This is a genomic window from Lacisediminimonas sp., assembly GCF_030645335.1.
Classification (GTDB): domain Bacteria; phylum Pseudomonadota; class Gammaproteobacteria; order Burkholderiales; family Burkholderiaceae_D; genus Lacisediminimonas.
Window position 1 is genome coordinate 1 of record NZ_JAUSNH010000073.1, and the last position, 21,347, is coordinate 21,347.

21 protein-coding genes, 1 tRNA gene and 1 riboswitch are annotated in these 21,347 nt (G+C 62.8%); of the genes, 12 read left to right on the forward strand and 10 right to left on the reverse strand.

All coding sequences use genetic code 11. From position 1 onward, the window contains the following. A partial coding sequence (locus tag Q7T64_RS05390) for an ATP-binding protein (protein ID WP_370653257.1) occupies nt 1-1,723 on the forward strand: 1,723 nt, incomplete at its 5' end. A 229-nt stretch (nt 1,724-1,952) separates the two neighbouring features. After that, nucleotides 1,953-2,438: a YfbU family protein gene (locus Q7T64_RS05395; RefSeq protein ID WP_304792423.1), complete on the forward strand. Its 486-nt coding sequence runs from the start codon at nt 1,953-1,955 to the stop codon at nt 2,436-2,438. A gap of 77 nt (nt 2,439-2,515) precedes the next feature. On the opposite strand, the gene Q7T64_RS05400 is transcribed toward Q7T64_RS05395, so the two are convergent. The 10 genes from Q7T64_RS05400 to Q7T64_RS05445 form a co-directional block, all read right to left on the reverse strand. After that, entirely contained in the window at nt 2,516-3,646 is a 1,131-nt protein-coding gene (locus tag Q7T64_RS05400; protein WP_304792426.1) for an acyl-CoA dehydrogenase family protein, read from the reverse strand. Nucleotides 3,647-3,907: 261 nt separating this feature from the next. Next, nucleotides 3,908-3,983, reverse strand: a tRNA-Lys gene (locus Q7T64_RS05405). 68 nt (nt 3,984-4,051) lie between these two features. Continuing rightward, nucleotides 4,052-4,813: a tol-pal system protein YbgF gene (gene ybgF, locus Q7T64_RS05410; RefSeq protein WP_304792429.1), complete on the reverse strand. Its 762-nt coding sequence runs from the start codon at nt 4,811-4,813 to the stop codon at nt 4,052-4,054. A gap of 5 nt (nt 4,814-4,818) precedes the next feature. Next, entirely contained in the window at nt 4,819-5,364 is a 546-nt protein-coding gene (gene pal, locus Q7T64_RS05415) for a peptidoglycan-associated lipoprotein Pal (protein ID WP_304792485.1), read from the reverse strand. A gap of 92 nt (nt 5,365-5,456) precedes the next feature. Continuing rightward, nucleotides 5,457-6,722, reverse strand: coding sequence for a Tol-Pal system beta propeller repeat protein TolB (gene tolB / locus Q7T64_RS05420; RefSeq protein WP_304792432.1), 1,266 nt, complete (start codon nt 6,720-6,722; stop codon nt 5,457-5,459). A 20-nt stretch (nt 6,723-6,742) separates the two neighbouring features. Next, nucleotides 6,743-7,639 (reverse strand): energy transducer TonB, encoded by an 897-nt coding sequence (locus Q7T64_RS05425; protein ID WP_304792435.1) that lies wholly within the window; start codon nt 7,637-7,639, stop codon nt 6,743-6,745. Between the two features lie 10 nt (nt 7,640-7,649). Then, on the reverse strand, nt 7,650-8,081 hold the full coding sequence (locus tag Q7T64_RS05430) for an ExbD/TolR family protein (RefSeq protein ID WP_304792438.1): 432 nt from the start codon (nt 8,079-8,081) through the stop codon (nt 7,650-7,652). Continuing rightward, the gene (gene tolQ, locus Q7T64_RS05435) at nt 8,081-8,776 is read right to left on the reverse strand and encodes a protein TolQ (RefSeq protein ID WP_304792441.1); all 696 of its coding nucleotides are present in this window, start codon (nt 8,774-8,776) and stop codon (nt 8,081-8,083) included. Before tolQ ends, Q7T64_RS05430 begins: the two co-directional genes overlap by 1 nt. Before the next feature lie 87 nt (nt 8,777-8,863). Further along, nucleotides 8,864-9,283 carry a tol-pal system-associated acyl-CoA thioesterase gene (gene ybgC / locus Q7T64_RS05440; RefSeq protein WP_304792445.1) on the reverse strand — a complete coding sequence of 140 codons (420 nt, stop codon included), beginning with the start codon at nt 9,281-9,283 and terminating at the stop codon, nt 8,864-8,866. A 3-nt stretch (nt 9,284-9,286) separates the two neighbouring features. Next, complete coding sequence (locus Q7T64_RS05445) at nt 9,287-10,039, reverse strand: SDR family oxidoreductase (RefSeq protein WP_304792448.1); 753 nt, start codon at nt 10,037-10,039, stop codon at nt 9,287-9,289. Between the two features lie 267 nt (nt 10,040-10,306). Beyond that, nucleotides 10,307-10,410: riboswitch (ZMP/ZTP riboswitch) on the forward strand. Between the two features lie 90 nt (nt 10,411-10,500). Between Q7T64_RS05445 and glyA the strand changes: the two genes are divergently transcribed. The 10 genes from glyA to Q7T64_RS05495 all read left to right on the forward strand — a co-directional run. Continuing rightward, nucleotides 10,501-11,748, forward strand: coding sequence for a serine hydroxymethyltransferase (glyA, locus tag Q7T64_RS05450; RefSeq protein ID WP_304792451.1), 1,248 nt, complete (start codon nt 10,501-10,503; stop codon nt 11,746-11,748). A gap of 214 nt (nt 11,749-11,962) precedes the next feature. Further along, nucleotides 11,963-12,433 carry a transcriptional regulator NrdR gene (nrdR, locus tag Q7T64_RS05455; protein ID WP_304792454.1) on the forward strand — a complete coding sequence of 157 codons (471 nt, stop codon included), beginning with the start codon at nt 11,963-11,965 and terminating at the stop codon, nt 12,431-12,433. A 149-nt stretch (nt 12,434-12,582) separates the two neighbouring features. Then, nucleotides 12,583-13,149 carry a hypothetical protein gene (locus tag Q7T64_RS05460; RefSeq protein ID WP_304792457.1) on the forward strand — a complete coding sequence of 189 codons (567 nt, stop codon included), beginning with the start codon at nt 12,583-12,585 and terminating at the stop codon, nt 13,147-13,149. Between the two features lie 7 nt (nt 13,150-13,156). Then, nucleotides 13,157-14,269 carry a PilW family protein gene (locus tag Q7T64_RS05465; RefSeq protein ID WP_304792460.1) on the forward strand — a complete coding sequence of 371 codons (1,113 nt, stop codon included), beginning with the start codon at nt 13,157-13,159 and terminating at the stop codon, nt 14,267-14,269. A gap of 44 nt (nt 14,270-14,313) precedes the next feature. Then, the gene (locus Q7T64_RS05470; protein ID WP_304792463.1) at nt 14,314-14,910 is read left to right on the forward strand and encodes a PilX N-terminal domain-containing pilus assembly protein; all 597 of its coding nucleotides are present in this window, start codon (nt 14,314-14,316) and stop codon (nt 14,908-14,910) included. After that, nucleotides 14,898-18,476, forward strand: a complete 3,579-nt coding sequence (locus Q7T64_RS05475; RefSeq protein WP_304792466.1) for a pilus assembly protein — start codon at nt 14,898-14,900, stop codon at nt 18,474-18,476. The genes Q7T64_RS05470 and Q7T64_RS05475 overlap by 13 nt, the downstream gene beginning before the upstream one ends. Next, nucleotides 18,466-18,918 (forward strand): type IV pilin protein, encoded by a 453-nt coding sequence (locus tag Q7T64_RS05480; RefSeq protein WP_304792470.1) that lies wholly within the window; start codon nt 18,466-18,468, stop codon nt 18,916-18,918. Before Q7T64_RS05475 ends, Q7T64_RS05480 begins: the two co-directional genes overlap by 11 nt. Continuing rightward, nucleotides 18,906-19,412: a GspH/FimT family pseudopilin gene (locus Q7T64_RS05485; RefSeq protein ID WP_304792473.1), complete on the forward strand. Its 507-nt coding sequence runs from the start codon at nt 18,906-18,908 to the stop codon at nt 19,410-19,412. The genes Q7T64_RS05480 and Q7T64_RS05485 overlap by 13 nt, the downstream gene beginning before the upstream one ends. Before the next feature lie 199 nt (nt 19,413-19,611). After that, the gene (gene ribD, locus Q7T64_RS05490; protein WP_304792476.1) at nt 19,612-20,706 is read left to right on the forward strand and encodes a bifunctional diaminohydroxyphosphoribosylaminopyrimidine deaminase/5-amino-6-(5-phosphoribosylamino)uracil reductase RibD; all 1,095 of its coding nucleotides are present in this window, start codon (nt 19,612-19,614) and stop codon (nt 20,704-20,706) included. Between the two features lie 30 nt (nt 20,707-20,736). Then, on the forward strand, nt 20,737-21,347 hold a 611-nt coding region (locus Q7T64_RS05495; protein ID WP_304792479.1), incomplete at its 3' end, for a riboflavin synthase.

A 21,347-nucleotide genomic window follows, 5' to 3' on the forward strand; every position in this document is an offset into this window, starting at 1 on the left:
CACACTCTTTAATGCCCGCCTGGATTGCCTGCTCATCGTGACTGATGCCGCAGCACCGGTGCTGCGTATCACGCTGACCAACATCACCGAGCGCAAGCAGGCCGAAGCGGTGCAAAGCAAGCTCGACCAGCGCCTGCGCGACCAGCAGTTCTACACCCGCTCGCTGGTCGAATCGAATATCGATGCGCTGATGACGACCGATCCGCGCGGCTTCATCAGCGACGTCAACCAGCAGATGGAGCAGCTGACCGGCTGCACTCGCGACGAGCTGATCGGTGCGCCCTTCAAGAACTACTTTACGGAACCGGAACGGGCCGAGGAAGCCATCACGCGCGTACTGCGCGAGGGCAAGGTGACCAATTACGAACTGACGGCGCTGGCGCGCGACGGCAAGGAAACCGTGGTGTCGTACAACGCCACCACCTTCTACGATCGCGACCGGACCTTGCAGGGCGTGGTCGCCGTTGCGCGCGACGTTACCGAGCGCAAGCTGCTTGACCACGCGCTGCAGGAAAACAATGTCGAACTCGAAAGCGCCAAGTCCGCCGCGGAAAAAGCCAACCTTGCCAAATCGGATTTCCTGTCGAGCATGAGTCATGAATTGCGCACGCCGCTCAATGCGATCCTCGGGTTTGCCCAACTGATCGAATCCGGCGCGCCAAAGCTGACGCCATCGCAAAAGCGCAGCACCGACCAGATTTTGCAGGCCGGGTGGTACCTGCTGGAACTGATCAATGAAATCCTCGACCTTGCGCTGATCGAATCCGGCAAGCTGATGCTGACACAGGAACCCATGTCGCTGGCCGAAGTCATGTCCGAGTGCAAAGCGATGATCGAGCCGCAGGCGCTCAAGCGCGATATCAGCATCAGCTTTCCGCATTTTGAAGATCCGCACTTTGTCAGGGCCGACCGCACACGTTTGAAGCAGGTCCTGATCAACCTGCTGTCCAACGCGGTCAAATACAACAGGCAGGGCGGAACGGTGGTCGTCTCCGTGGGCACCAAGACCCCCAAACGCTTGCGCATCTGTGTGGCGGACTCCGGCGAAGGTTTGAGCCCGGAAAAAATCGCCCAACTGTTCCAGCCATTCAATCGGCTCGGCCAAGACGCCAATACCGAGGAAGGTACAGGCATTGGCCTGGTCGTGAGCAAACGCCTGATCGAACTGATGGGCGGTACCATCGGTATGGAAAGTACCGTGGGGAAGGGCAGCTTGTTCTGGATAGAAATCGACCTGACCAAAGAGCGGCAAACAGCCGACTGCGCTGCCGAACCTGTTTCGGTTGCTGCCGCCTCGGTACTTGCCGACCCCAAGGTCTACACCCTGCTCTACGTCGAGGATAACCCGGCCAACCTGATGCTGGTCGAAGACCTGGTTGCGCGTCGCCTTGACATGCGCTTGCTGTCAGCGAGCGACGGTCACAGCGGCATCGAGATTGCACGCGCAGCGCAGCCCGATGTCATCCTGATGGACATCAACCTTCCCGGCATCAGCGGCACCCGGGCGCTGGAAATCCTGGCTGAGGACCCCGCCACGGCGCACATACCGGTGGTTGCGCTCAGCGCCAATGCCATGCCGCGCGAGATCGCGCAAGGCCTGAAGGCTGGCTTCTTCCGTTACCTGACCAAGCCGATCCGGGTCAATCAGTTCATGGATACGCTGGATGAAGCCTTGCAGTTTTCAAAGGCGCAAATGATCCTGGCAAAAAAAGGGGCTGTCTGATCCAGGGTCAAAGACGCGACCGATGCGGGACGCTTGTCGTCTTCGTGGTCCGCGTTGCATAATCAAAAAGCGGCCAGGCTGCATCGTGACCGGAACCCGGAACGATCTGACACGATCTGGAAGAAGCGAACCGACAGGGTTCGCCGGTGGCCATGCAAAATGAACTGCCTTTGCATTTGCGTACTTGTTTTTGCTTGATACATCTACCAAAAAAATCCAAGGAAAATCGATGCGACAAGAAGAGCGTTTGGCCCTGACGAACCAATTCAAGATACTGGCGATCCTCGATCCATCCCAGGCGGCAGATTACGAACAGCGCATCGAGATTCTCCAGCACGGGTTCGAGGGAGAGTACTCAACGCTGTTCGACGCCATCTACCAAAATACCTTGTCCGTGGCTGAGTGCGAGTTCGTGCGCAAGGTGTTCGAGATGTATCACCAGTTGCAAGAGGCGCAGGCCAAGCACGCCCTGCTGTCCGACTCAAGCAGCCTGCGATTTGAAGGCTTTGACGCTAACTATGAATTCGAATACCTGACTTTTTGCAGGTATCTGGTAGAAACGGCTGGCCTCTTCGGCCATGTGCTGACCAATCCGACCTTCAATAGCCACGCCGCGAAAATCGATCAGTACCGCAGGATGTTGAGCGCCTGGATGTCCGCCGCCGACCGCTTCGATCTCACTGCTGCTGAAGTGAAAACGATTCTTGCGGCTTGATGGACGTCAAGCAGGCGGCGCATGCCGCACCAGCATTCGCCCCTGCGTGCACAGAATTGACCTGGGAATTTCCGTTCCTACAAATGGCGCGCTATCAGCATGCGCTGGATTTCGCTGGTTCCTTCATAGATCTGGGTGACGCGCGCATCGCGGTATAGGCGCTCGACCGGAAAATCCGCCAGGTAGCCATAGCCGCCGTGGATCTGGATTGCTTTCGAGCATACCCATTCCGCCATTTCGCTCGCGAACAACTTGGCTTGCGACGCTTCAGCCACGGCACTACCGCCTGCATCCCTGACCTGCGCCGCATGCATCCATAAAAGGCGGGCCGCATTCACTTTGACCTGCATGTCGGCCAGCATGTTGGCGACGCTCTGGTGTTCGATGATTGGCTTGCCGAACTGGACGCGCTCTTTGGCATATTTGGTGGCGGCGTCGAGTGCTGCGCGCGCGATGCCAGTGGCCTGGGCGGCGATTGCGGTACGGCTGGAGCCGAGATTGCCCAGCGCGATTGACAAGCCCTGGCCGCGCGCGCCGAGCAGGTTCGCTTCCGGAATTTCGCAATTTTCGAAAACGATCGGGCAGGTGTCTGACGCGCGCATGCCGAGCTTGTGTTCCAGTTTTTGCTTGTGGAATCCGGGCGCATCGGCCGGTACGATGAAGGCGGACACGCCTTTTTTGCCGAGATCCGGATCGGTTACCGCGAACACCACGGCGATATCGGCGCGCTGCCCATTGCAGACAAACAGCTTCTCACCGTTCAGCACCCATTTCCCGTCTTTCAATTCCGCCCGCGTGCGCAGGTTATTGGCTTCAGAGCCGGCCTGCGCTTCGGTCAGGCAAAAGGCGCCGATCTGGCGGCCGGCAGCGAGCTCGGGCAGCAGTGCGCGCTTTTGCGCTTCGCTACCGTAAGCGGCAATCGGCCAGCAGCCGACCGCGTTATGCACCTGCACCAGCACCGATGTGCCGCCGCAGCATGCGGCGATCTCTTCGACCGCAAGGGAGAAGGAAACATAATCGGAAAACGTGCCGCCATACTCGGGCGCCACCATCATTCCCAGCAGTCCCATCGCGCCGAGCTTGCCGACTATCGCATCCGGCAGCTTGCCTTCCCGGTCCCATTGCGCCGCATGCGGGGCAATTTCCGTCTGCGCGAAATCACGAACCGAATCGCGTACCATCCGTTGTTCTTCTGTCAGAAAATCCACGAGGTCTCCTCTCTCTTTTTTGTAATGGCCCTATGAAAGACCAATACTATCAGTTCGCCGTCTGCTGGCGGAGGGGCTTGGGTCGAAGAAGATGCAGGACCGCAGCGCCAGCTATACAAGCAAACATCTGTGCTGGCGCTTGCAGCGGTGAGGATCGGAGGAGGGGATGCAGCGGAAGATGTGATGAAAACGCAGCTTCACGTTTTTTCACTTCTGGAAAAACGAAAGGACTTAGGTTTTCACCTAAGTCCTTGATATTTCTGGTAGGCCGTGCGGGATTCGAACCTGCGACCAACGGATTAAAAGTCCGCTGCTCTACCAGCTGAGCTAACGACCCGAAAGACTGCGATTATATGCGGCCAGTGAGCATGCTGTCAAATCCCCGCTGGCAACTATTTACTTCTTTTACTTCAATTTCGGCAGACGCTCCTTCGCGGCTTGCGCCGCTTGCGATGTCGGGTACTGGGTAATCAGGGCGTCGAGCGTGTTGCGTGCATTGGCCCGGTCCTTTTGCTCCTGGTACGAAGTTGCGATGTTCAGCATGGAATCGGGCGCACGCGGATTGTCCGGATAGCGGTTGACCACGACCTGGTGGGCCGCTATTGCACTCTTGTAGTCGCGCAAGGCGTAATGCGAACTGCCCAGCCAGTAATAGGCTGCGCCGTTGTATCCCGAGCCGGGATGGTTGGCGATAAAGCCGGAGAACGCCGATGCGGCAGCCCTATAGTCGCCGGCCTTGAACAGCGACAGCGCCGCGTCATACAGGCGCTGCTCGTTCGGGCCGACATCGACCTGCTTGCCGTCGACCGTCAGGCGTTGCGGCTCCAGCTTGCGCAGCCGGGCGTCGAGATCGGTGTAGAAGCTCTTCTGCCGCCGCTGTTCATTGGCCAGCTCGTTGGTCAGCACTTCGATTTGCCCGCGCAGGCGGGCGATCTCGGCGCGTAACTGCTCGTTCTGGTTGGCCAGCTCCAGCGTCGACGACTTGTCCGCCTTGCCGTCGATCTGGTGGCCCAGGCTATCCCTGGTGCTGTCCACGCGGCTGCGCAAGTCGATGATGGCCCGGCGGGCCTCATCGTCTTCGAACAGCGCAGCATGCGCGGGCAGCGTGCTGCAGCAGGCAAGCGCCAGCAGGCCGGCGCGCAGCATCGTCAATGATGACATCTTCATGTCGGTCAATAGACGATGTCGGCGCGGCGGTTTTCAGCCCAGGCGGCTTCGTCGCTGCCCTGTGCCTTGGGTTTTTCCTTGCCGAAGGAAACCGCTTCCATTTGTGTTTCCTGGACGCCCAGGAGCGACAGCGAACGTCTTACAGCCTCAGCCCGCTTTTGTCCCAGCGCAAGATTGTATTCACTGCCGCCGCGCTCGTCGGTATTGCCCTGGATGACGACCTTGCGAGCGCGGTTGGCGGACAGGTAGCGCGCATGGGCTTCCACCAGCGGGCGAAACTGGTCCTTGACCGAGTAGCTGTCGAGGTCGAAGTAGACGCTGCGCTTGGCAAGGATTCCCTGCGGGTCATTCAGCGGATCGGTGCCGCGCGGCGCCGTCACGGTGGATACGGTACGGGGATCGTTGGCGCCACCGGTTTGCGAAGTAGAGACAGGCGCGTTGCCGGCACGGTCTTCTACGGGGGGCTTGTCGTCCAGCTTGACGGAAGAGGCGCAGGCGGACAACAACGCTGCCATGCCGATTGCCATTACTGTGCTGCGGAAATGTTGCATGGATGTCTGTCGCATAGATTTCTCCTTGGGTTTGCCGGTGTGGTTATAGGTATTGTAGTTATTGTGGGGATGCAAATTCGATCGTGCCTGGTTCATTTCATGAATGGCCCCCAGGTCGGCTCGCGAATATCGCCGGCCCGGGTTGTCAGTTTGTAGCGAATGCGGGCATCGGTCGAGACCACGCCCAGGCTGCCACGGCGGCCCGATTCGGTTGCGTACATCAGGTATTTTCCGTTGGGCGAGAAGCTGGGCGATTCATCTTTGGCTGAATCCGACAGCCGCAGTTCCTGCCCGCTGGCCAGGTCCAGCGAATACAGCTGGAAGCGGCCGTCCCGGCGCGAAATATAAGCCAGCGTCTTGCCGTCGGGCGAGATGCGCGGCGTGATGTTGTAGCTGCCGCCGAATGTGACGCGCTGCGCGGCGCCGCCACTGGCACTCATCCGGTAAATTTGCGGGCCGCCGCTGCGGTCGCTGGTGAAATAGATTGCCTGTCCGTCCGGCGAGTATTGCGGCTCGGTGTCGATGCCGTCGCTATTGCTCAGGCGCTGCAGTCCGCTGCCGTCGGCATTGACCGAATAGACCTGGGTCAGTCCGTCGCGCGACAGCGCAACGGCCAGGCGCTTGCCGTCCGGCGACCAGGCCGGTGCTGAATTATTGCCCTTGAAATTGGCCACGATGGTGCGCTGGCGCGACACCAGGTCCTGCACATAGACCACCGGCTTCTTGCGTTCGAAGGACACGTAGGCGACCCGGGTGCCGTCCGGCGACCATGCCGGTGAAATGATGGGCTCGCTGGAACGCAGCGCCACGGCAATCCCTTCGCCATCGGCGTCGGCGACTTCCAGCCGGTATTCCGAACCGGATTTGGTGACGTAGGCGATGCGGGTAGAGAATGCGCCGCGGATGCCGGTCAGTTTTTCGTAAATGTCATCGGCGATCTTGTGCGCAGTGACGCGGGCAAACTGCGGCGCGGCGGCCAGTGACAGCGCCGACAGTTGCGCGCCGCGCACGGTGTCGAACAGCTTGTAGCTGACGTCGATGCGGCCGTCGGCCAGACGTTGCACGCTGCCCGCTGCCAGCGCGTCGGCGCCGCGGCCCTTCCATTCGGTATGGTTGACAGGCATCGTCTCCGACATAGTGCCGGCGTCGATGATGCGGAACAGTCCGCTTCGTTCAAGGTCCTGGCGCACGATGGTGCTGATGCGTTCTTGTGACACCGCTTCGTTGGCGAAGGCGGCCAGCGCAACCGGAATCTGGTTCGCGCCAACGCCCGAAATTTCTACCCTGAGCTGGGCCGCTGCGCCGGTGCAGATTGCCATGCCGGCCAGTGCAACAAGAAACCGATCGCTTATTTTCATTGTCCTTGCCATGTCTGTGTCTATTGGTCCTTGGGCCGGTGGGCCAGGGTAAAGCCACCCGGTACCGCACCTGTGCTGTCCCGCGGAAAGGGCTGCGATCGTTCGATGGCCCGGGCGACCGCCTCGTCGAATCCCGGTACGCCCGAACTGCGTGTCTTGCGCATTCCGCGCAGCGATCCATCCGGCAGTAACTGCACATCATATTCGACCGGGGGGTTACCCGCCAAACCGGACGGCACGTTGAATACGGTATTGGACTTTATTTTCGCACCGACCTGTTGGACATAGCTGGGGTCGGCGGAACGTGGCCCTTGCGATTTCGTTGCGGTTCCGGCGCCACCGGCCTGGGCTTGCAGGCGTTTCACGTTCTCCTGGTGCCTGGCGTCGGCGGCACGGGCTTCAGCCTCTTCCCGTTCCTTCTGTTTCTTCTTTGCAGCGGCCTGCTTTTGTTGCTCTTCCTCTTGCTTGCGCTTTTTGGCGGTCTCGGCGGCGAGCTGCTCACGCTTGCGCTGTTCGGCCAGCTTCTTTTGTTCGGCCAGCTTGTCTTGCCGTTCCTGGTCTGCGCGTTTTTTTGCTTCTTCCTTGCGCTTTTTTTCCTGCTGGAGGGCAATGTCGGGCTTGGGCGCGGGCGGCTTCACGGCTGCTGGCGGTTCGATTGGTTTGGGCGCCGGTTTGACTTCTACTGGCTCAGGCTTCGGTTTGACTTCGACCGGCTCGGGCGCCGGGGGCGCGGCCGGTGCGGCTTCCTTGACTTGTGTGTTCCACACCTCGGCTTCGACGGCCAGCGGCGTTTCGTTTTGCCAGCTCACGCCAAACCACAGGAAGCCCAGCAGCATCAGGTGCACCAGCGCCGCCAGCAGTAGCGCGCGCCAGCGGCCGGGTTCCTTGGGGATGCTGTACTGGACGGCTTGGGTCATGACGCCTGGGTCACCGGGTGGCCAGGCCGACCCGGTCAATGCCCATTTTCTTGGCTTCGGAAATGGTCTGGATGACTTCGTCGTAGCGGATGTCCTTGTCGGCTGCAATCATTACCGGCATGTCGGGATTTGCACGGCGCAAGGCGTCGAGCTTGCCCAGCAGGTCCGGACGTCCGCTGGCTGTTTGCACTTCTACCGCGCCGCCCTTGCCGCGGTTCACGCCGATGGTGGCCGCCGCATCGGGCTTGAGCGAAATCTGGATGTAGGCCGTTGGCGGCAGGGACGACCGGCTGGCCTGCGGCAGGTTGATCACGCTGGGGTTCGACAGCGGCGCGGCCACCATGAAGATGACCAGCAGCACCAGCATCACGTCGATGTACGGTACGACGTTGATCTCGGCCTTGAAGCGGCGCGTGCGCGAGCGGGACGGGGAGGAACTCATCAGCGCGCCTGCCTTTGCAGGATGTTGGAAAACTCTTCGATGAAGGTGTCGAAGCGGATCGCCAGCCGGTCGATGTCATGCGAGTAGCGGTTGTACGCCACCACGGCCGGAATCGCCGCGAACAGGCCGATGGCGGTGGCGATCAAGGCTTCGGCAATGCCGGGGGCGACCGACGCCAGCGTTGCCTGCTGCACATTGGCCAGGCCGCGAAAGGCGTTCATGATTCCCCAGACGGTACCGAACAGGCCGACATACGGCGACACCGAACCGACAGAGGCCAGGAAGGCAAGATGTGATTCCAGCGCATCCATCTCGCGCTGGTAGGCTGCGCGCATGGCGCGGCGGGCGCCGTCGAGCAAGGCGCTGGTGTCGTGGACTTCCTTTTGGACATTGGCTGCGCGCGCCTTGTTGAACTCGCGCATGCCGGCTTCGAAGATGCGCGGCAGTGCGCCCTTGTGCTGGTGCGGATGGGACGCGGTCGCTTGCTCGTACAGCGCGTTGAGGTTGCCGCCGGACCAGAAGATGCGCTCGAATTCGGCCGTCTCGCGATTGGCCGCACGGATCGTGAAGTACTTGCGAAAGATGTAGGTCCAGCTCATTACCGACACCAGCAGCAGCAAGGCCATCACCATCTGGACCAGCACCGAGGCATTGGCAATCAGGCTTACGAACGAGAGGTCTTGAGTGACTGTCATGGATTGTCTTATTGTCTGGTCGGTCAATTGTAGAGGCAAATCAACAGGCTCCGGCTTGTGGCTTTCCCGGATATGTAACGAAAGATTTCATGCGGCCAGTGGCGCGGCGGCGATTTTTTGCAGCACACCCTCGGGTATCGCGGCTGGCCGCAGTGTGTCGAGCTCGACGCAGGCCACGCGGATACGTCCGCTGCACAGCACATCGGCCTGGCCTTGGCGCCGCGCTTCCTGGTAGAAGCCGACGCTGGCGCGGCCCATTTTTTCGACCACGACCGAGATCTGCAACAAATCGTCGAGCCGGGCCGGCTGGCGGTAGTCGACAGCGGTGCTGCGCACCACGAACATCCGGCTTTCCTCGCGCATCAACTGTTCCTGGGAGATTCCGGCCGCGCGCAGCCACTCGGTGCGTGCGCGCTCGAAAAACTTCAGGTAATTGGCGTAGAACACGATGCCGCCGGCATCGGTGTCCTCGTAATACACCCGGATATCCCAACAAAAATCTGGCATCGGCTAGCTTTGCTCGCGCTTGATGGCAAATGCGCCAAAGCCCTGGCAGGTCGGCATCAGTTCAATGTAATTGACGTTTACATGGGCCGGCAGGGTGGCCATCCAGTAGGCGGTTTCGGCAATATCGTCGGCATTGAGCGGCGTCGTGCCTTCATAGACACGGGCGGCGGCGACGTCGTCGCCCTTGAGGCGGACATTCGAAAACTCGGTGCCGCCGCACAGCCCCGGCGCGATATTGCTGGCCCGGACAGCGGTGCCGGCCAGGTCGGCCCGCAGGTTCATGGTGAACTGGTCGACGAATGCCTTGGTCGCGCCATATACATTGCCGCCGGGGTAAGGGTAGGTGCCGGCGATCGAGCCGATGTTGATGATCATGCCGCGGTTGCGCTCGACCATGCCGGGCAGCAGCAGGCGCGTCACCGTCACCAGGCCACGGCAATTGGTGGCGATCATGGTTTCCCAGTCTTCCAGCGAGGACTTGTGGGCCGGCGTGGTGCCCAGCGCCAGTCCGGCGTTATTGATCAGCACATCGATGTCGCTCCAGTCGGGCGGCAGGCTGGCCAGCGCCTGCTCGACCGACTCCTTGCTGGTGACGTCCATCGGTATGGCCAGGAAGCGCTCGCCGAGTTCCGCGGAAAGGGATTGCAAGCGTTCGACCCGGCGGCCGGTGCCGATTACGCGATGCCCTTCACGGGCGAAGCGGCGTGCCATGGCGGCGCCAAAGCCGGCAGTTGCGCCGGTGACCAAAACAATCATGTGTACCTCTGGTTCGGGTGTCTGTGGAGACCGGTTATTGTAGCCCATGGCCGGTAACGGGCGACCACCGGCCAGGGCAGGCAGCCACGGGCGGAGATGCAGGGCGGCCGCAGGTGAGGGCTGGCGGCGACGTTAGCGGCCATTCGAGGGCTTTTGGATGGCGTTGCAGTGATGTGTTGCTTGAATCGCCGATCAATTGCGCTGCTGTTGCCTGTAATTGCCCGTTATTGCCCGATGCAGCCCCGATAAACTACAATAACGCACCATTTTCCATCACGTGACTGGCGAGTGCGCTGGCCCTGGGCCAGGCGCATAGGTGGGCAACCACCGGGGAGCGTGAGTTTCATCCGCCGTGCGCCTGGGCAGCCAAGATGGCAGGTACGTTTGAGGCTGCCGTTCCCGCTTTATTTTTCCCGGCCCTCAATCGATTGAGAGCGACCTCTTTTTCGACTGGAACATTCATGTTTACCAAAAACCATACCATCGCCAACGTCGACCCTGAATTGTGGGCCGCCATCCAGAAAGAAAACAACCGCCAGCAAGAGCACATCGAGCTGATCGCGTCCGAGAACTACACCTCGCCCGCCGTGATGCAGGCGCAGGGCAGCCAGCTGACCAACAAGTATGCGGAAGGCTATCCGGGCAAGCGGTACTACGGCGGCTGCGAATTCGTCGACATTGCCGAACAACTGGCGATCGACCGCCTGAAGGCGCTGTTTGGCGCGCAAGCCGCCAATGTGCAGCCCAATTCCGGCTCGCAAGCCAACCAGGGCGTGTTCTTTGCGATGCTCAAGCCTGGCGACACCATCATGGGCCTGTCGCTGGCCGAAGGCGGTCACCTGACGCACGGCATGCCGCTGAACATGTCGGGCAAGTGGTTCAACGTCGTGTCATATGGCCTGAACAGCAAGGAAGAGATCGATTACGACGCCATGGAGCGGCTGGCGCACGAGAAAAAGCCCAAGCTGATCATTGCCGGCGCCTCTGCCTATGCGCTGCGGATCGATTTCGAGCGTTTTGCCCGGGTGGCGAAAGATGTCGGCGCTTATTTCATGGTCGACATGGCGCATTACGCCGGGCTGATCGCGGCCGGCGTCTATCCGAATCCGGTGCCGCATGCCGACTTCGTGACCTCGACCACGCACAAGTCGCTGCGCGGCCCGCGCGGTGGCGTGATTTTGATGAAAGCCGAGTACGAGAAAGCGATCAATTCAGCCATCTTCCCGGGCATCCAGGGCGGACCGCTGATGCATGTGATCGCCGCCAAGGCGGTCGCCTTCCAGGAAGCGCTGCAGCCAGAGTTCAAGCTGTACCAGCAGCAAGTGGTGAAAAACGCCGACGTGCTGGCGCGCACCCTGATTGCGCGTGGCCTGCGCATTGTTTCCGGCCGCACCGAATCGCACCTGATGCTGGTCGACCTGCGCCCCAAGAACATCACCGGCAAGGAAGCCGAAGCCATCCTGGGCTCGGCGCACATGACCTGCAACAAGAACGCCATCCCGAACGACCCGGAAAAGCCATTCGTCACTTCCGGCATCCGCCTGGGCAGCCCGGCAATGACGACGCGCGGTTTCGGCGAAGCGGAGTCGGCCAAGGTCGGCGAGTTGATGGCCGACGTGCTGGACAATCCACGCGACGCCGCGACCATCGAACGGGTCAAGGCAGAAGTGCGAAAATTGACCCAGGCTTTCCCGGTCTACCAGGCTTGATGTGCGGTGGGCGAATGTGTGCAGTGACAGGCTGATTGTCACGCACACCTCGCCCATTTTTTGACCCTGTTCCACTCGCCATTCGTTCGATCTGCGGCGTGCCCCAAGGGTGGCGGCTGCCATATTGCAAACAAGCGGCTCACCTGCTTGTCGTTGCCGGCTGGCGCTGCCTATACTTTTCACTTGATTCGACCTACCTTCAGGGGCCTGACTGATGCGATGCCCATACTGCAAGCATGACGACACGCAGGTCCTCGACACCCGGGTGTCGGAGGAGGGCGATTCGATCCGTCGTCGCCGCCGCTGCAACAAGTGCGAGAAGCGCTTCACGACTTATGAACGCGTCGAGCTGGCAATGCCATCGGTGGTCAAGAAGAACGGCAGCCGCAGCGAATACGAGCCAGCCAAGCTGCGATCGAGCATGATGCTGGCCTTGCGCAAGCGGCCCGTCAGCGCCGACGCCGTCGATGCCGCGATCCACCGGATCGAAGAAAAATTGCTGTCCAGCGGCGAGCGCGAAGTGCTGTCCGGGCAAGTCGGTGAGCTGGTCATGCGCGAGTTGAAGCGGCTGGACAAGATTGCCTATATCCGGTTCGCATCGGTGTACAAGAGTTTCGAGGACCTGGCCGAATTCCAGGACGCGATTGCCGAAATGGGGCGCGACCGAAAGCCCGGCGGCAAATAGAGCCAGGTGCCCTGCAAGACGGCGCTGTTCTTCCAGGACGGCGCTTTTTTTTGAGCATGTGATTGTTAAAAAGACAAGGAAAATACGGGGTTGATCCCTTCCGCTTGCAAAGCAGAGGGCAGGCGCGTTCCAGTACGGAGGGTTTTACCGTGATCGAGATTCTCGTTTGCCTGTTCATCTTGTCGATCGCGGTCATTTGCGCGGCCGGACTTTTGCTGCAATCGAGTCGCATGAGTCGCCATGCCGCACAGGCCAGTGCCGCCGCCATGCTGGCCGGTGAGCTGGCCGAGCACCTGCGCATGCGTCAGGAGCGCCAACCGGGCTGGTCCGGTCCACCCGAATCGTCGGCTGCGTCCGCCCAGTCCGCTGCGCCCGAGGGGGACGACAGCGGATTGCCGCTTGATCTCCATATTGACGATCCCGCCATGGCCGCGACCGCCGGAGCTGCCGGCTGTTTCGTCTCCGACTGCAGCATCGAGGAGATGGACCGGTTTGCCTTGCACGATTGGACGCGCCGGCTTGTATCGATCCTGCCCGGCGCCCGGGTGGTCGCTTGCCATGATGCCGCCCCCTGGAATGCAGCGGCGAATCGCTACCAATGGGCGTGCACGGCGGCGGCAACCGGATCAGCGCCGCTGCTGGTCAAGCTCGGCTGGCATTCGCCGATGACCGCGCCGGGCGCAGCCTGGCCCTTGCTGGTAGTGCCAGTCCAATGAGCCGCGCATGACAAGGCCAGGCGCACACGGGCGGGACAAGCGGGTGGTGCGGCAGGCGCGCCCACGACGCTGGCAGCAAGGGGATAGTGGGCGTTACATGCCCGGCAATGGGGACGTGATCGGCACCATGCGCCGGCCAGTATGCCTGTCGGGCGTCAGCCTGGTCGAAATGCTGGTGTGCCTGCTGTTGGCCATGCTGATTGCGCTGATCGCGATCAGCCTGCTGGTGTCCTCGCGCGCCACATTCAGTGCCCAGGACAATGCCACCCGGCTGCTCGAAACCGGCCTCTACGCGCTGGCCTCGATTGAACGGGCGATCCGCCAGGCTGGCTACGAAAACTGGAGCGCAGCGGGGGCGGCGCTGGTCGCCACACCGGACATGAGCCCTGCGATCCTTGGCCTGGACGACAGGCGCTTGCCCGACATGCCGGCGGCCCTGGCAAGCGCCGTTGCGCCGGGCGTGAATGGCAGCGACGTGCTGGCGATACGGTTCTTTGGCAGCGGTGACAGCAATGGCAGCGGCGTCGGCAACATGCTCAATTGCGCCGGCGTCGCCGTCGCCGAGCCGGCTGCCGGTGACCTCGATGGCGGCCGCGGCTGGAGCATATTCCATATCGCCCGCAACCAGGCAGGGCAATCCGAACTGCGCTGCAAATATCGTGCACGCGACGGCGTCAATTGGGACAGCGAATCGATCGCTCCCGACATCGACGCCATGCAGGTCTTGTATGGGGTGGATGCCAATGGCGATGGCTTGCCGGATCGGTTCGTCAATGCCAGCAGCCTGAACAATGCCATTGCGATGCCGGCGCTGACGCCCGCTGTCGGGAACGGGTTGCCGCTTCCCGCCAGTACCGCCAATCCGTGGAACGATGTCGTGGCCGTCAGGGTCAGCTTGCTGGCGAGGGGGCCGGAGCTGCTGGCTGCATCGCCCGTCAATAAGGTGTTTGATTTCTTTGGCGCGGAATATTCCGCGCTCATGGGCCATGGCGATCGCGGCGTGCGCATCGGCGCGGCCGAGCTTGGTGCTGACTGGCAGCTCCGGCTGCGCCGCCTGTTTTCGCTGACCATCCCGCTGCGCAACCGCGCCGGGTACAAGGCTGCGACCGAATCACCATGATCGACCCTGGAATAAACATTTGCCTGGGCCTGGACAGGACGGCCATGCAGCGTGGCCTCGCGCTTGTCACCTGCCTGTGCCTGCTTGGCGCCGTCATGATTTTCGGTGCCGCGGCGGCCAACCTGGCCACGCAGGATGAGCGCGGCGCGCGGGTCGAGCGCGACCGTCAACTGGCGTTCCACGCAGCGGAAGCGGCGCTGCGCGATGCCGAGCGGGACATCGACGGCACGGCCACCGTGGCCCCGAACCGCCGCCTGCTGTTTTTGAAACCGGAACAGGGAAATTTCATGCCCGGCTGCGTCGTCGGTGATGCGCATCCGGCGCAGGGACTGTGCCTGCCGCTCGGTGCCGGCCCGGCCTGGGAACGGGTCGATCTCGCCGACACCAATCCGGGTACGGCGCCTGGGGTCGCATACGGACGCTTCAGCGGACGCAAACTGACTACGGGGCTTGCCTCGTTGCCGGCGCTGCTGCCGCGCTACATCATCGAGGCGCTGCCCTACCGGTATCCCGGGGAACCGGCCGATGCGGGCGCGCCCGCGTGGATTTTCCGGATTACCGCGATTGGCTTTGGCGCCAATCCGGCCCAGCGTGTCGTTCTGCAGACAATTTACCGCAAGGCGCCGCCATGTTGCCCATGAACCAGTTGGGCCTTTGCGCGCTGTTGCTGGCGATGCTGGCATCCCTTGCTGGCAGCGCCTGCGCCCAGTCCGCCATCGCACTGGCGCAAACGCCCTTCGATGGCCGTGCCAGCGTGCCGCCGTTGCTACTGCTGACGCTGGATATCGACGAGTCCACACTGAAAAGCGCCTGGCCCGACCCGTACCTGCCGGAACGGGTGCATGAGGGCTATTTCCATCACGCCAGATGCTACCGCCCGGTGGTCTCGACGCACGGCTATTTCCAGATCGAATCCGATGCCGACGCCAGCCACGCATGCCAGGGCGCCAGTTACAGCGGAAACTTCCTGAACTGGGCGACGATGACGGCGCTCGACACGCTGCGCCATGCATTGAGCGGCGGCACTCGCGTCATCGATACCGGTGACACGACCGTGCTGGAACGGGCCGATGTCGGCACCAATCGCAGCGTCCTGGCCAGCCTGCGCAAGTCGGTGGCGTCAAGCACATCAGCCACACCCGCAGCATCCCTTGCCGCCAATCCAGGGCGCATCACACCGTTCGATGTGCCCATGATTTACACCTTGTCTTGCGGCCAACGGGTCCTGTTCAGCAGCAGAGCGTTTCCTGGTGACTGCAACAACCCCGGCGCTGGCGCGCATTTGCTGGCCGACTTGCCGGTCCGGGTCCGGGTTTGCGACGGCAATCGCGATTTGCGCCTGCTGTGTACCCGCTATGGAAATGCGGCCAAGCCGGAAGGCGAACTGCAGCGCGCCGCCCCCTGGTTGCGGATCGGCTTGCTGACCCAGGTCGTCTACAGGCTGGCCCAGGCAACGGCGCGCTTCATCGGCGCGCAGGAGCGATCCCCACCAGGCTGGTTGCCACGCATGAACCTGCTGGCGGAGTGGGATGAGCGCAGCGGCGTCGCCCTCGCTGCAGCCAGGAACGACAGGCCGGTGCTCGACCAGGTGAACCAGCTCGCGCCGCCGGCGAGCCGTCGCCAGCGCGGCCGCGCCTACGGCCGTGCGCTCGACTATCTTGCCCACACTGGCGCGGGTGATCCGGTGCTGGCAAGCTGCCAGAAGAATGTGATCCTGCATATCGGCGGGGTAGCTGATCTAGCTGCTTCTGTGCGCCCGGCCGCCGCGGACCTGGCAGATGCAAATGCGCTCTCGCCGTGGATTTTCCGCATGGACGCGATGGAACTCGATAGCAGCGGCGGCTACGGCAATCCTGCCCCTGTCGCCGCCGCTGCGATGCTGGAGGACGATCCCGACATCCGGCGAGCTGCGGCGCTGGCCTATCGCGCCAATGCCGATAGCCTGCGGCCTGGCGAGCCGTTTCGCGCACGCACTCTTGCCATCGACATCGGCAGCGAAGCGGTGTCCGCGCCGTCGTCCTCATCGTCATTGCCGTCCTTGCGTCCCTTCCTTTTGCCGGCCAAGTATGGCGGCTTCGAGGACGCCAACCAGGACGCCAATCCGTTCCTGAGCACGCCACCGGAACCGGTCAGCCGCAACAGCGCCGGACAAATCGAATGGGACCGCAACGGCGACGGCGCACCCGATAGCTACCACCGTGCCGCCGACGGCGAGCAGTTGCTGCGCGCAGTGCGCAGCGCATTCCTGCAGATTGCACGCAGCCTGGCAGAAGACAATATGCCCGCCGTGACCACCGTTGCGCTGGCCCGCGAGCGAGAGCTTTACCTGGCCGTGCACGAGCCGCGCACCTGGAGCGGCAGCATCCGGCGCTATCAATTGAGCAGGTCGGATGAGGGCCGCCTCACGCGCGCCGAAACCGCAAGTTGGGAATCATCGATCCCATCGCCGTCGCAACGACGGATCTATACGCTGGGCGTGGACAGCCGGGGCAATATGGGCACCGTGCCGTTGGAGTGGGGCAGCCTGCCGGCAGACCGGAAACTGCTGCTCGATACGTCCAGCCAGACCGGCCGCAGGGACGGACTCGGTGCGCAGCGCGTGGCCTGGTTGCGTGGTGACCGGCAGCAGGAGGAGGGCAATGGCGGCAAGCTGCGCCGGCGACTGGCAATCATGGGCGACGTGTTGCATGGCAATCTGTTGTGGGCGGCACGGGACGACATTCGCAGCGCGACCGCAACGATCCCGGCGCCGGGCCAGGCGGCAGTCGCTCTATCCGGCCCGGCGACGGTCGACCCCGTCGCCGGCGTTCTTTATGCTGGCGCGAACGACGGCCTGCTGCATGCATTCGACGCGGCCACCGGCGCCGAGATTTTTGCCTACCTGCCAGCCGCGCTGGCAGCGAATATTCCGGCGCTCACCGCGCCCGACTATCCGCACCGCGCCTTCGTCGATGGCGGCATCGCACTGGACAACATGCCGCATGGCGACGGGCGCAGGACAATATTGACCGGGAGCTTCGGGCGCGGTGCACGCGGCGTGTTCGCACTTGATGTTTCCGACCCGGTGAATTTTGCAGCCGGCGCTGGCGTGATGTTCGAATTCACCGACAGCGATGACGCCGCGGTCGGCCATGTGCTCAGCCCACCGCGCGTGGTGCGCATTGCCACCGCCTCCGCATTCGGACGATCGGAGCGGGCGTTCGTGCTGGCCGAGGCCGGTGTCAACAGTCCTGCCGCGCTATTCCTGATCGCGCTCGACAAGGCGGCCGGCGCATGGCGCGAGGGAGTCAATTATTTCCGCATTAGCGCCGCCAGCCAGGAAGAGCCTGCATCCTTCCACCTGGGGCCGCTGGCCCTGGTCAATGGCAATGACGGCACGCTGGCCCATGCCTGGGCCGGCGATGTCGCGGGCAACTTGTGGCGCTTCAGCTTCACGCCGGACGCACGGGCGGCAGGCGGCTTCCGGGCAGATGTGACGCTGGTGTTCAAGGCCAACAATGCGCAGCAGCTGCGCCAGCCGATCACCTCGTCGCCGCGTATTGCCTGGGGTAGCGGCAGCGGCTACCTGGTGCTGTTCGGTACCGGCAAGATGCTGGAACATGCCGATGCCGCGCCCGCTTCACTGCGGCAGGAGTCGCTGTATGCGATCCATGACCGCCTTGCGGCCGGCGCCGCACCGCTCGCCCGGGCCTCCCTTGCCAGCCGCCGCGCCGTACAGCATGAGGACGGCAACTGGCGTGTGAGCGGTGAGCCGTTTTCCTATGGCGCACAGATCCGTGGCTGGGTGCTGGACCTGCCGGCCAGTGGCGAGCAGGTGCTGTGGGCGCCCGTGCTGGCCGGTGGCCGCCTGCATGTCGCCACGCAGGTCGTCGCGGCCGATCCCTGCCTGCCGCTCGCGAGCCGGGCCTGGAATGTCGATGTCCTGAGCGGTCTTTCCGATTCCGCCCTTACCGCAGCCCGGCCCGGGTCCGCGCTGCTGCGCTCGCTGCTGGCGTTCCAGTCCGGCCGTGCCGGCGTGCCGGATGCGTTTGGCCGCCGTAGTTCAAGCCAGCTCTATTCGGTGCTATTCCAGGAACCTGGCATCGAGCCGGTTGGGGCGGCAAACGCCGGCAGCGCCGTGCACGCAGGCCAGGGGCCGGCGGGTCGCCTGAGCTGGCGCGAGATCGTCGACTGGAAACCGCCCAGGGAGAGCGCTCGTGCACCATGAACGATGTCGCCATGCGGCGGGCTTCACGCTGGTCGAGATGATGGCTGTCGTGGTCATCACCGCCATCATCGCCGGCATTGCTTATCCATCGTATTCAGCGCTGATGAGCAAGGCCAGGCGCAGCGAAGGCCGCGCCGCCTTGTTGCAGGCGATGCAGCAACAGGAGCGGCATTACACGCACGCCAATAGCTATGCCGAATTTTCACGGGCGTCGCCATCGGGATTCAAATGGTATTCCGGCATAACGCCGCAGCAAAGCGCTTACGAACTATCCGCAACAGCTTGTGCCGACCAGACCCTGGCCACTTGCGTACAAATTGAAGCCCGGCCGGCAACAGAAGCGGTGGACCCGGCCGCCAGCGATCCTGCGTGCGGCATGCTGGGGCTGGACAGCAATGGCGTGCGCAGCGCTGCCGGCGATGCGGCAACATGCTGGAAGTGAGTGCCCGACGCCCGCATGGGCTATCGCTCATCGAGATGCTGGTCGTGCTGACGATCGTTTCGATACTGTTGTCAGCCGCTTTGCCGTCCTATCAGGAATTACTTCGCAACCAGGCGCTGAAAGCCGCCGCCAGCGAATGGATGGCGGCGATCCAGCGGGCAAGGTCAGCAGCAGTGCGCAGCGGCATGACGGTCGACATCCTTGCCACGCAGGCGCAAGACTGGAACCGCGGATGGGTACTGGCCCGCGACACCAACGACAACCGCAGACTGGATAGCGGCGAGCAAAAATTGCATGCCTACGGACCGATTCCGGACACTATCGAGGTGACGCTCAGTTTCAACGGCAAGCCACTGCAGTTCCAGCCCAGTGGCCGCCCCGCGCAAAGCGGCCATGTCTTGCTTGCTGCTGGTGCGCTGCGCCGAAAGATCATCGTCAACATGCTTGGCCGGCCCCGGCTGTGCGACCCCGACCTGGCACAGACCGATTGCTGATTCGCCCGGGCCAGGCCAGCGCCAGTTGGCAGGCCGAAGCACTTGCCGTGCGCATGGCGCGAGCTGGCCGTGTGTCGGTGCGCCGGACGCGATCCGGAATTGTTACGGGCCGGATCACAATCAATTGCTAGAATAGCGGCCTGCCCCCAGCCACCCGCCCCGGCATTGCCGGCCCTGAATTCCCGATGCAGCCAAGCAAGTGACATTCGATAACGACGAAGATGCGATGCGCCACGCGCTGTCGTGGGCAGCAAGCGCGATGTTCATCACCACGCCCAACCCGCGGGTCGGTTGCGTGCTGGTGCGTGACGGCCAGTTGCTGGGCGCTGGTTGCACCCAGCCGGCCGGACAGGCGCATGCCGAAGTGCAGGCCATGGCCGATGCGCGCCAGCGTGGCCATGCGGTGCGCGGTGCGACCGCCTACGTCACGCTGGAGCCCTGCAGTCATTTCGGCCGCACGCCACCTTGCGCAGATGCGCTGGTTGCGGCCGGCATCGCCCGGGTCGTGGTCGCCGTGCGCGACCCCAATCCACTGGTTGCCGGACAGGGAATGCAGCGCTTGCGTGCAGCCGGCATCGATGTGACCGAAGACGTGCTGGCCGGACCGGCGCGGGAACTCAACATCGGATTTTTTTCGCGCATGCAGCGGCACCGCCCGTGGCTGCGCATGAAAGCCGCGGCCAGCCTGGATGGCAAGACCGCCCTGCATGACGGCCGCAGCCAATGGATCACTTCGCCGCAGGCGCGCGATGACGGTCACTGGTGGCGGGCGCGTGCCTGCGCCGTTATTACCGGCATTGGCACCGTCCGCGAAGACGACCCGCAAATGAATGTGCGCGCCGTCGAAACGCCGCGCCAGCCACGCCGCATCGTGATCGACAGCCGGCTTGAAATCGACCTGAACGCGAAAATCCTGCAAGGGGGCGGCACCTGGATCGTGGCCGCACAGGCCGACGCCGATAAGGCGGCCCGCCTGCGCGATGCCGGCAATGAAGTATTGCTGTTGCCGAACGCCGCTGGCAAGGTCGACCTGCCCGCGCTGATGCTTGAACTCGGCCAGCGTGGCATCAACGAACTGCACGCAGAAGCCGGCTTCAAGCTCAACGGGTCCCTGATCCGCGAGCAGTGCGCCGACGAATTGTTGTTGTATCTTGCACCCAGCGTCATTGGCGATGCGCAAGGCTTGTTCGACCTTGCTGCGCCGCCCAGCCTGGAGCAGGTGCACCGATTGAGCTGGCACGAGGTGTCGCACGTCGGCCCCGACCTGCGTGTGCTGGCCCGCTTTCAATACTGAAACAATACTGAACATCAAGGAAACCGACGCATGTTTACCGGTATCGTCGCCACTGTTGGCAAGATTTCCCGCATCACCCCGCTGGGCGCCGACGCCAACGCTGGTCTCAGGTTGGCGATAGACGCTGGCGCACTGTCGCTGGAGGACGTCGCGCTGGGCGACTCGATCGCCATCAATGGCGCCTGCATGACCGTGATTTCCAAATCCGGATCGGCGTTTGAAGTCGACATCTCGCGCGAAAGCCTGAACTGCACCGCCGGCCTCGACCAGCCCGGTGAAGTCAACCTGGAAAAAGCCCTGACGCTGGCCGAACGCCTTGGCGGGCATTTGGTATCGGGCCATGTGGACGGCCTGGGCACCGTGCGCAAGCTAGAACCCGTGGGCGAGTCGTATGAACTGGTAGTCGCCGCACCGCGCGAACTGGCAAAGTACCTTGCGTTCAAGGGTTCGATCGTCGTCAATGGCGTGTCGCTGACGGTCAACCGGGTGAGCGACAGTGCAGAGGCTTGCGAGTTTTCGATCAACCTGATTCCGCATACATTGCAGGCGACCACGCTGAAGAATTTGCGGGCAGGGTCGCTGGTCAACCTTGAGGTGGACTTGATTGCCCGGTATGTGGAGCGGATGCTTTCCACGTCTCA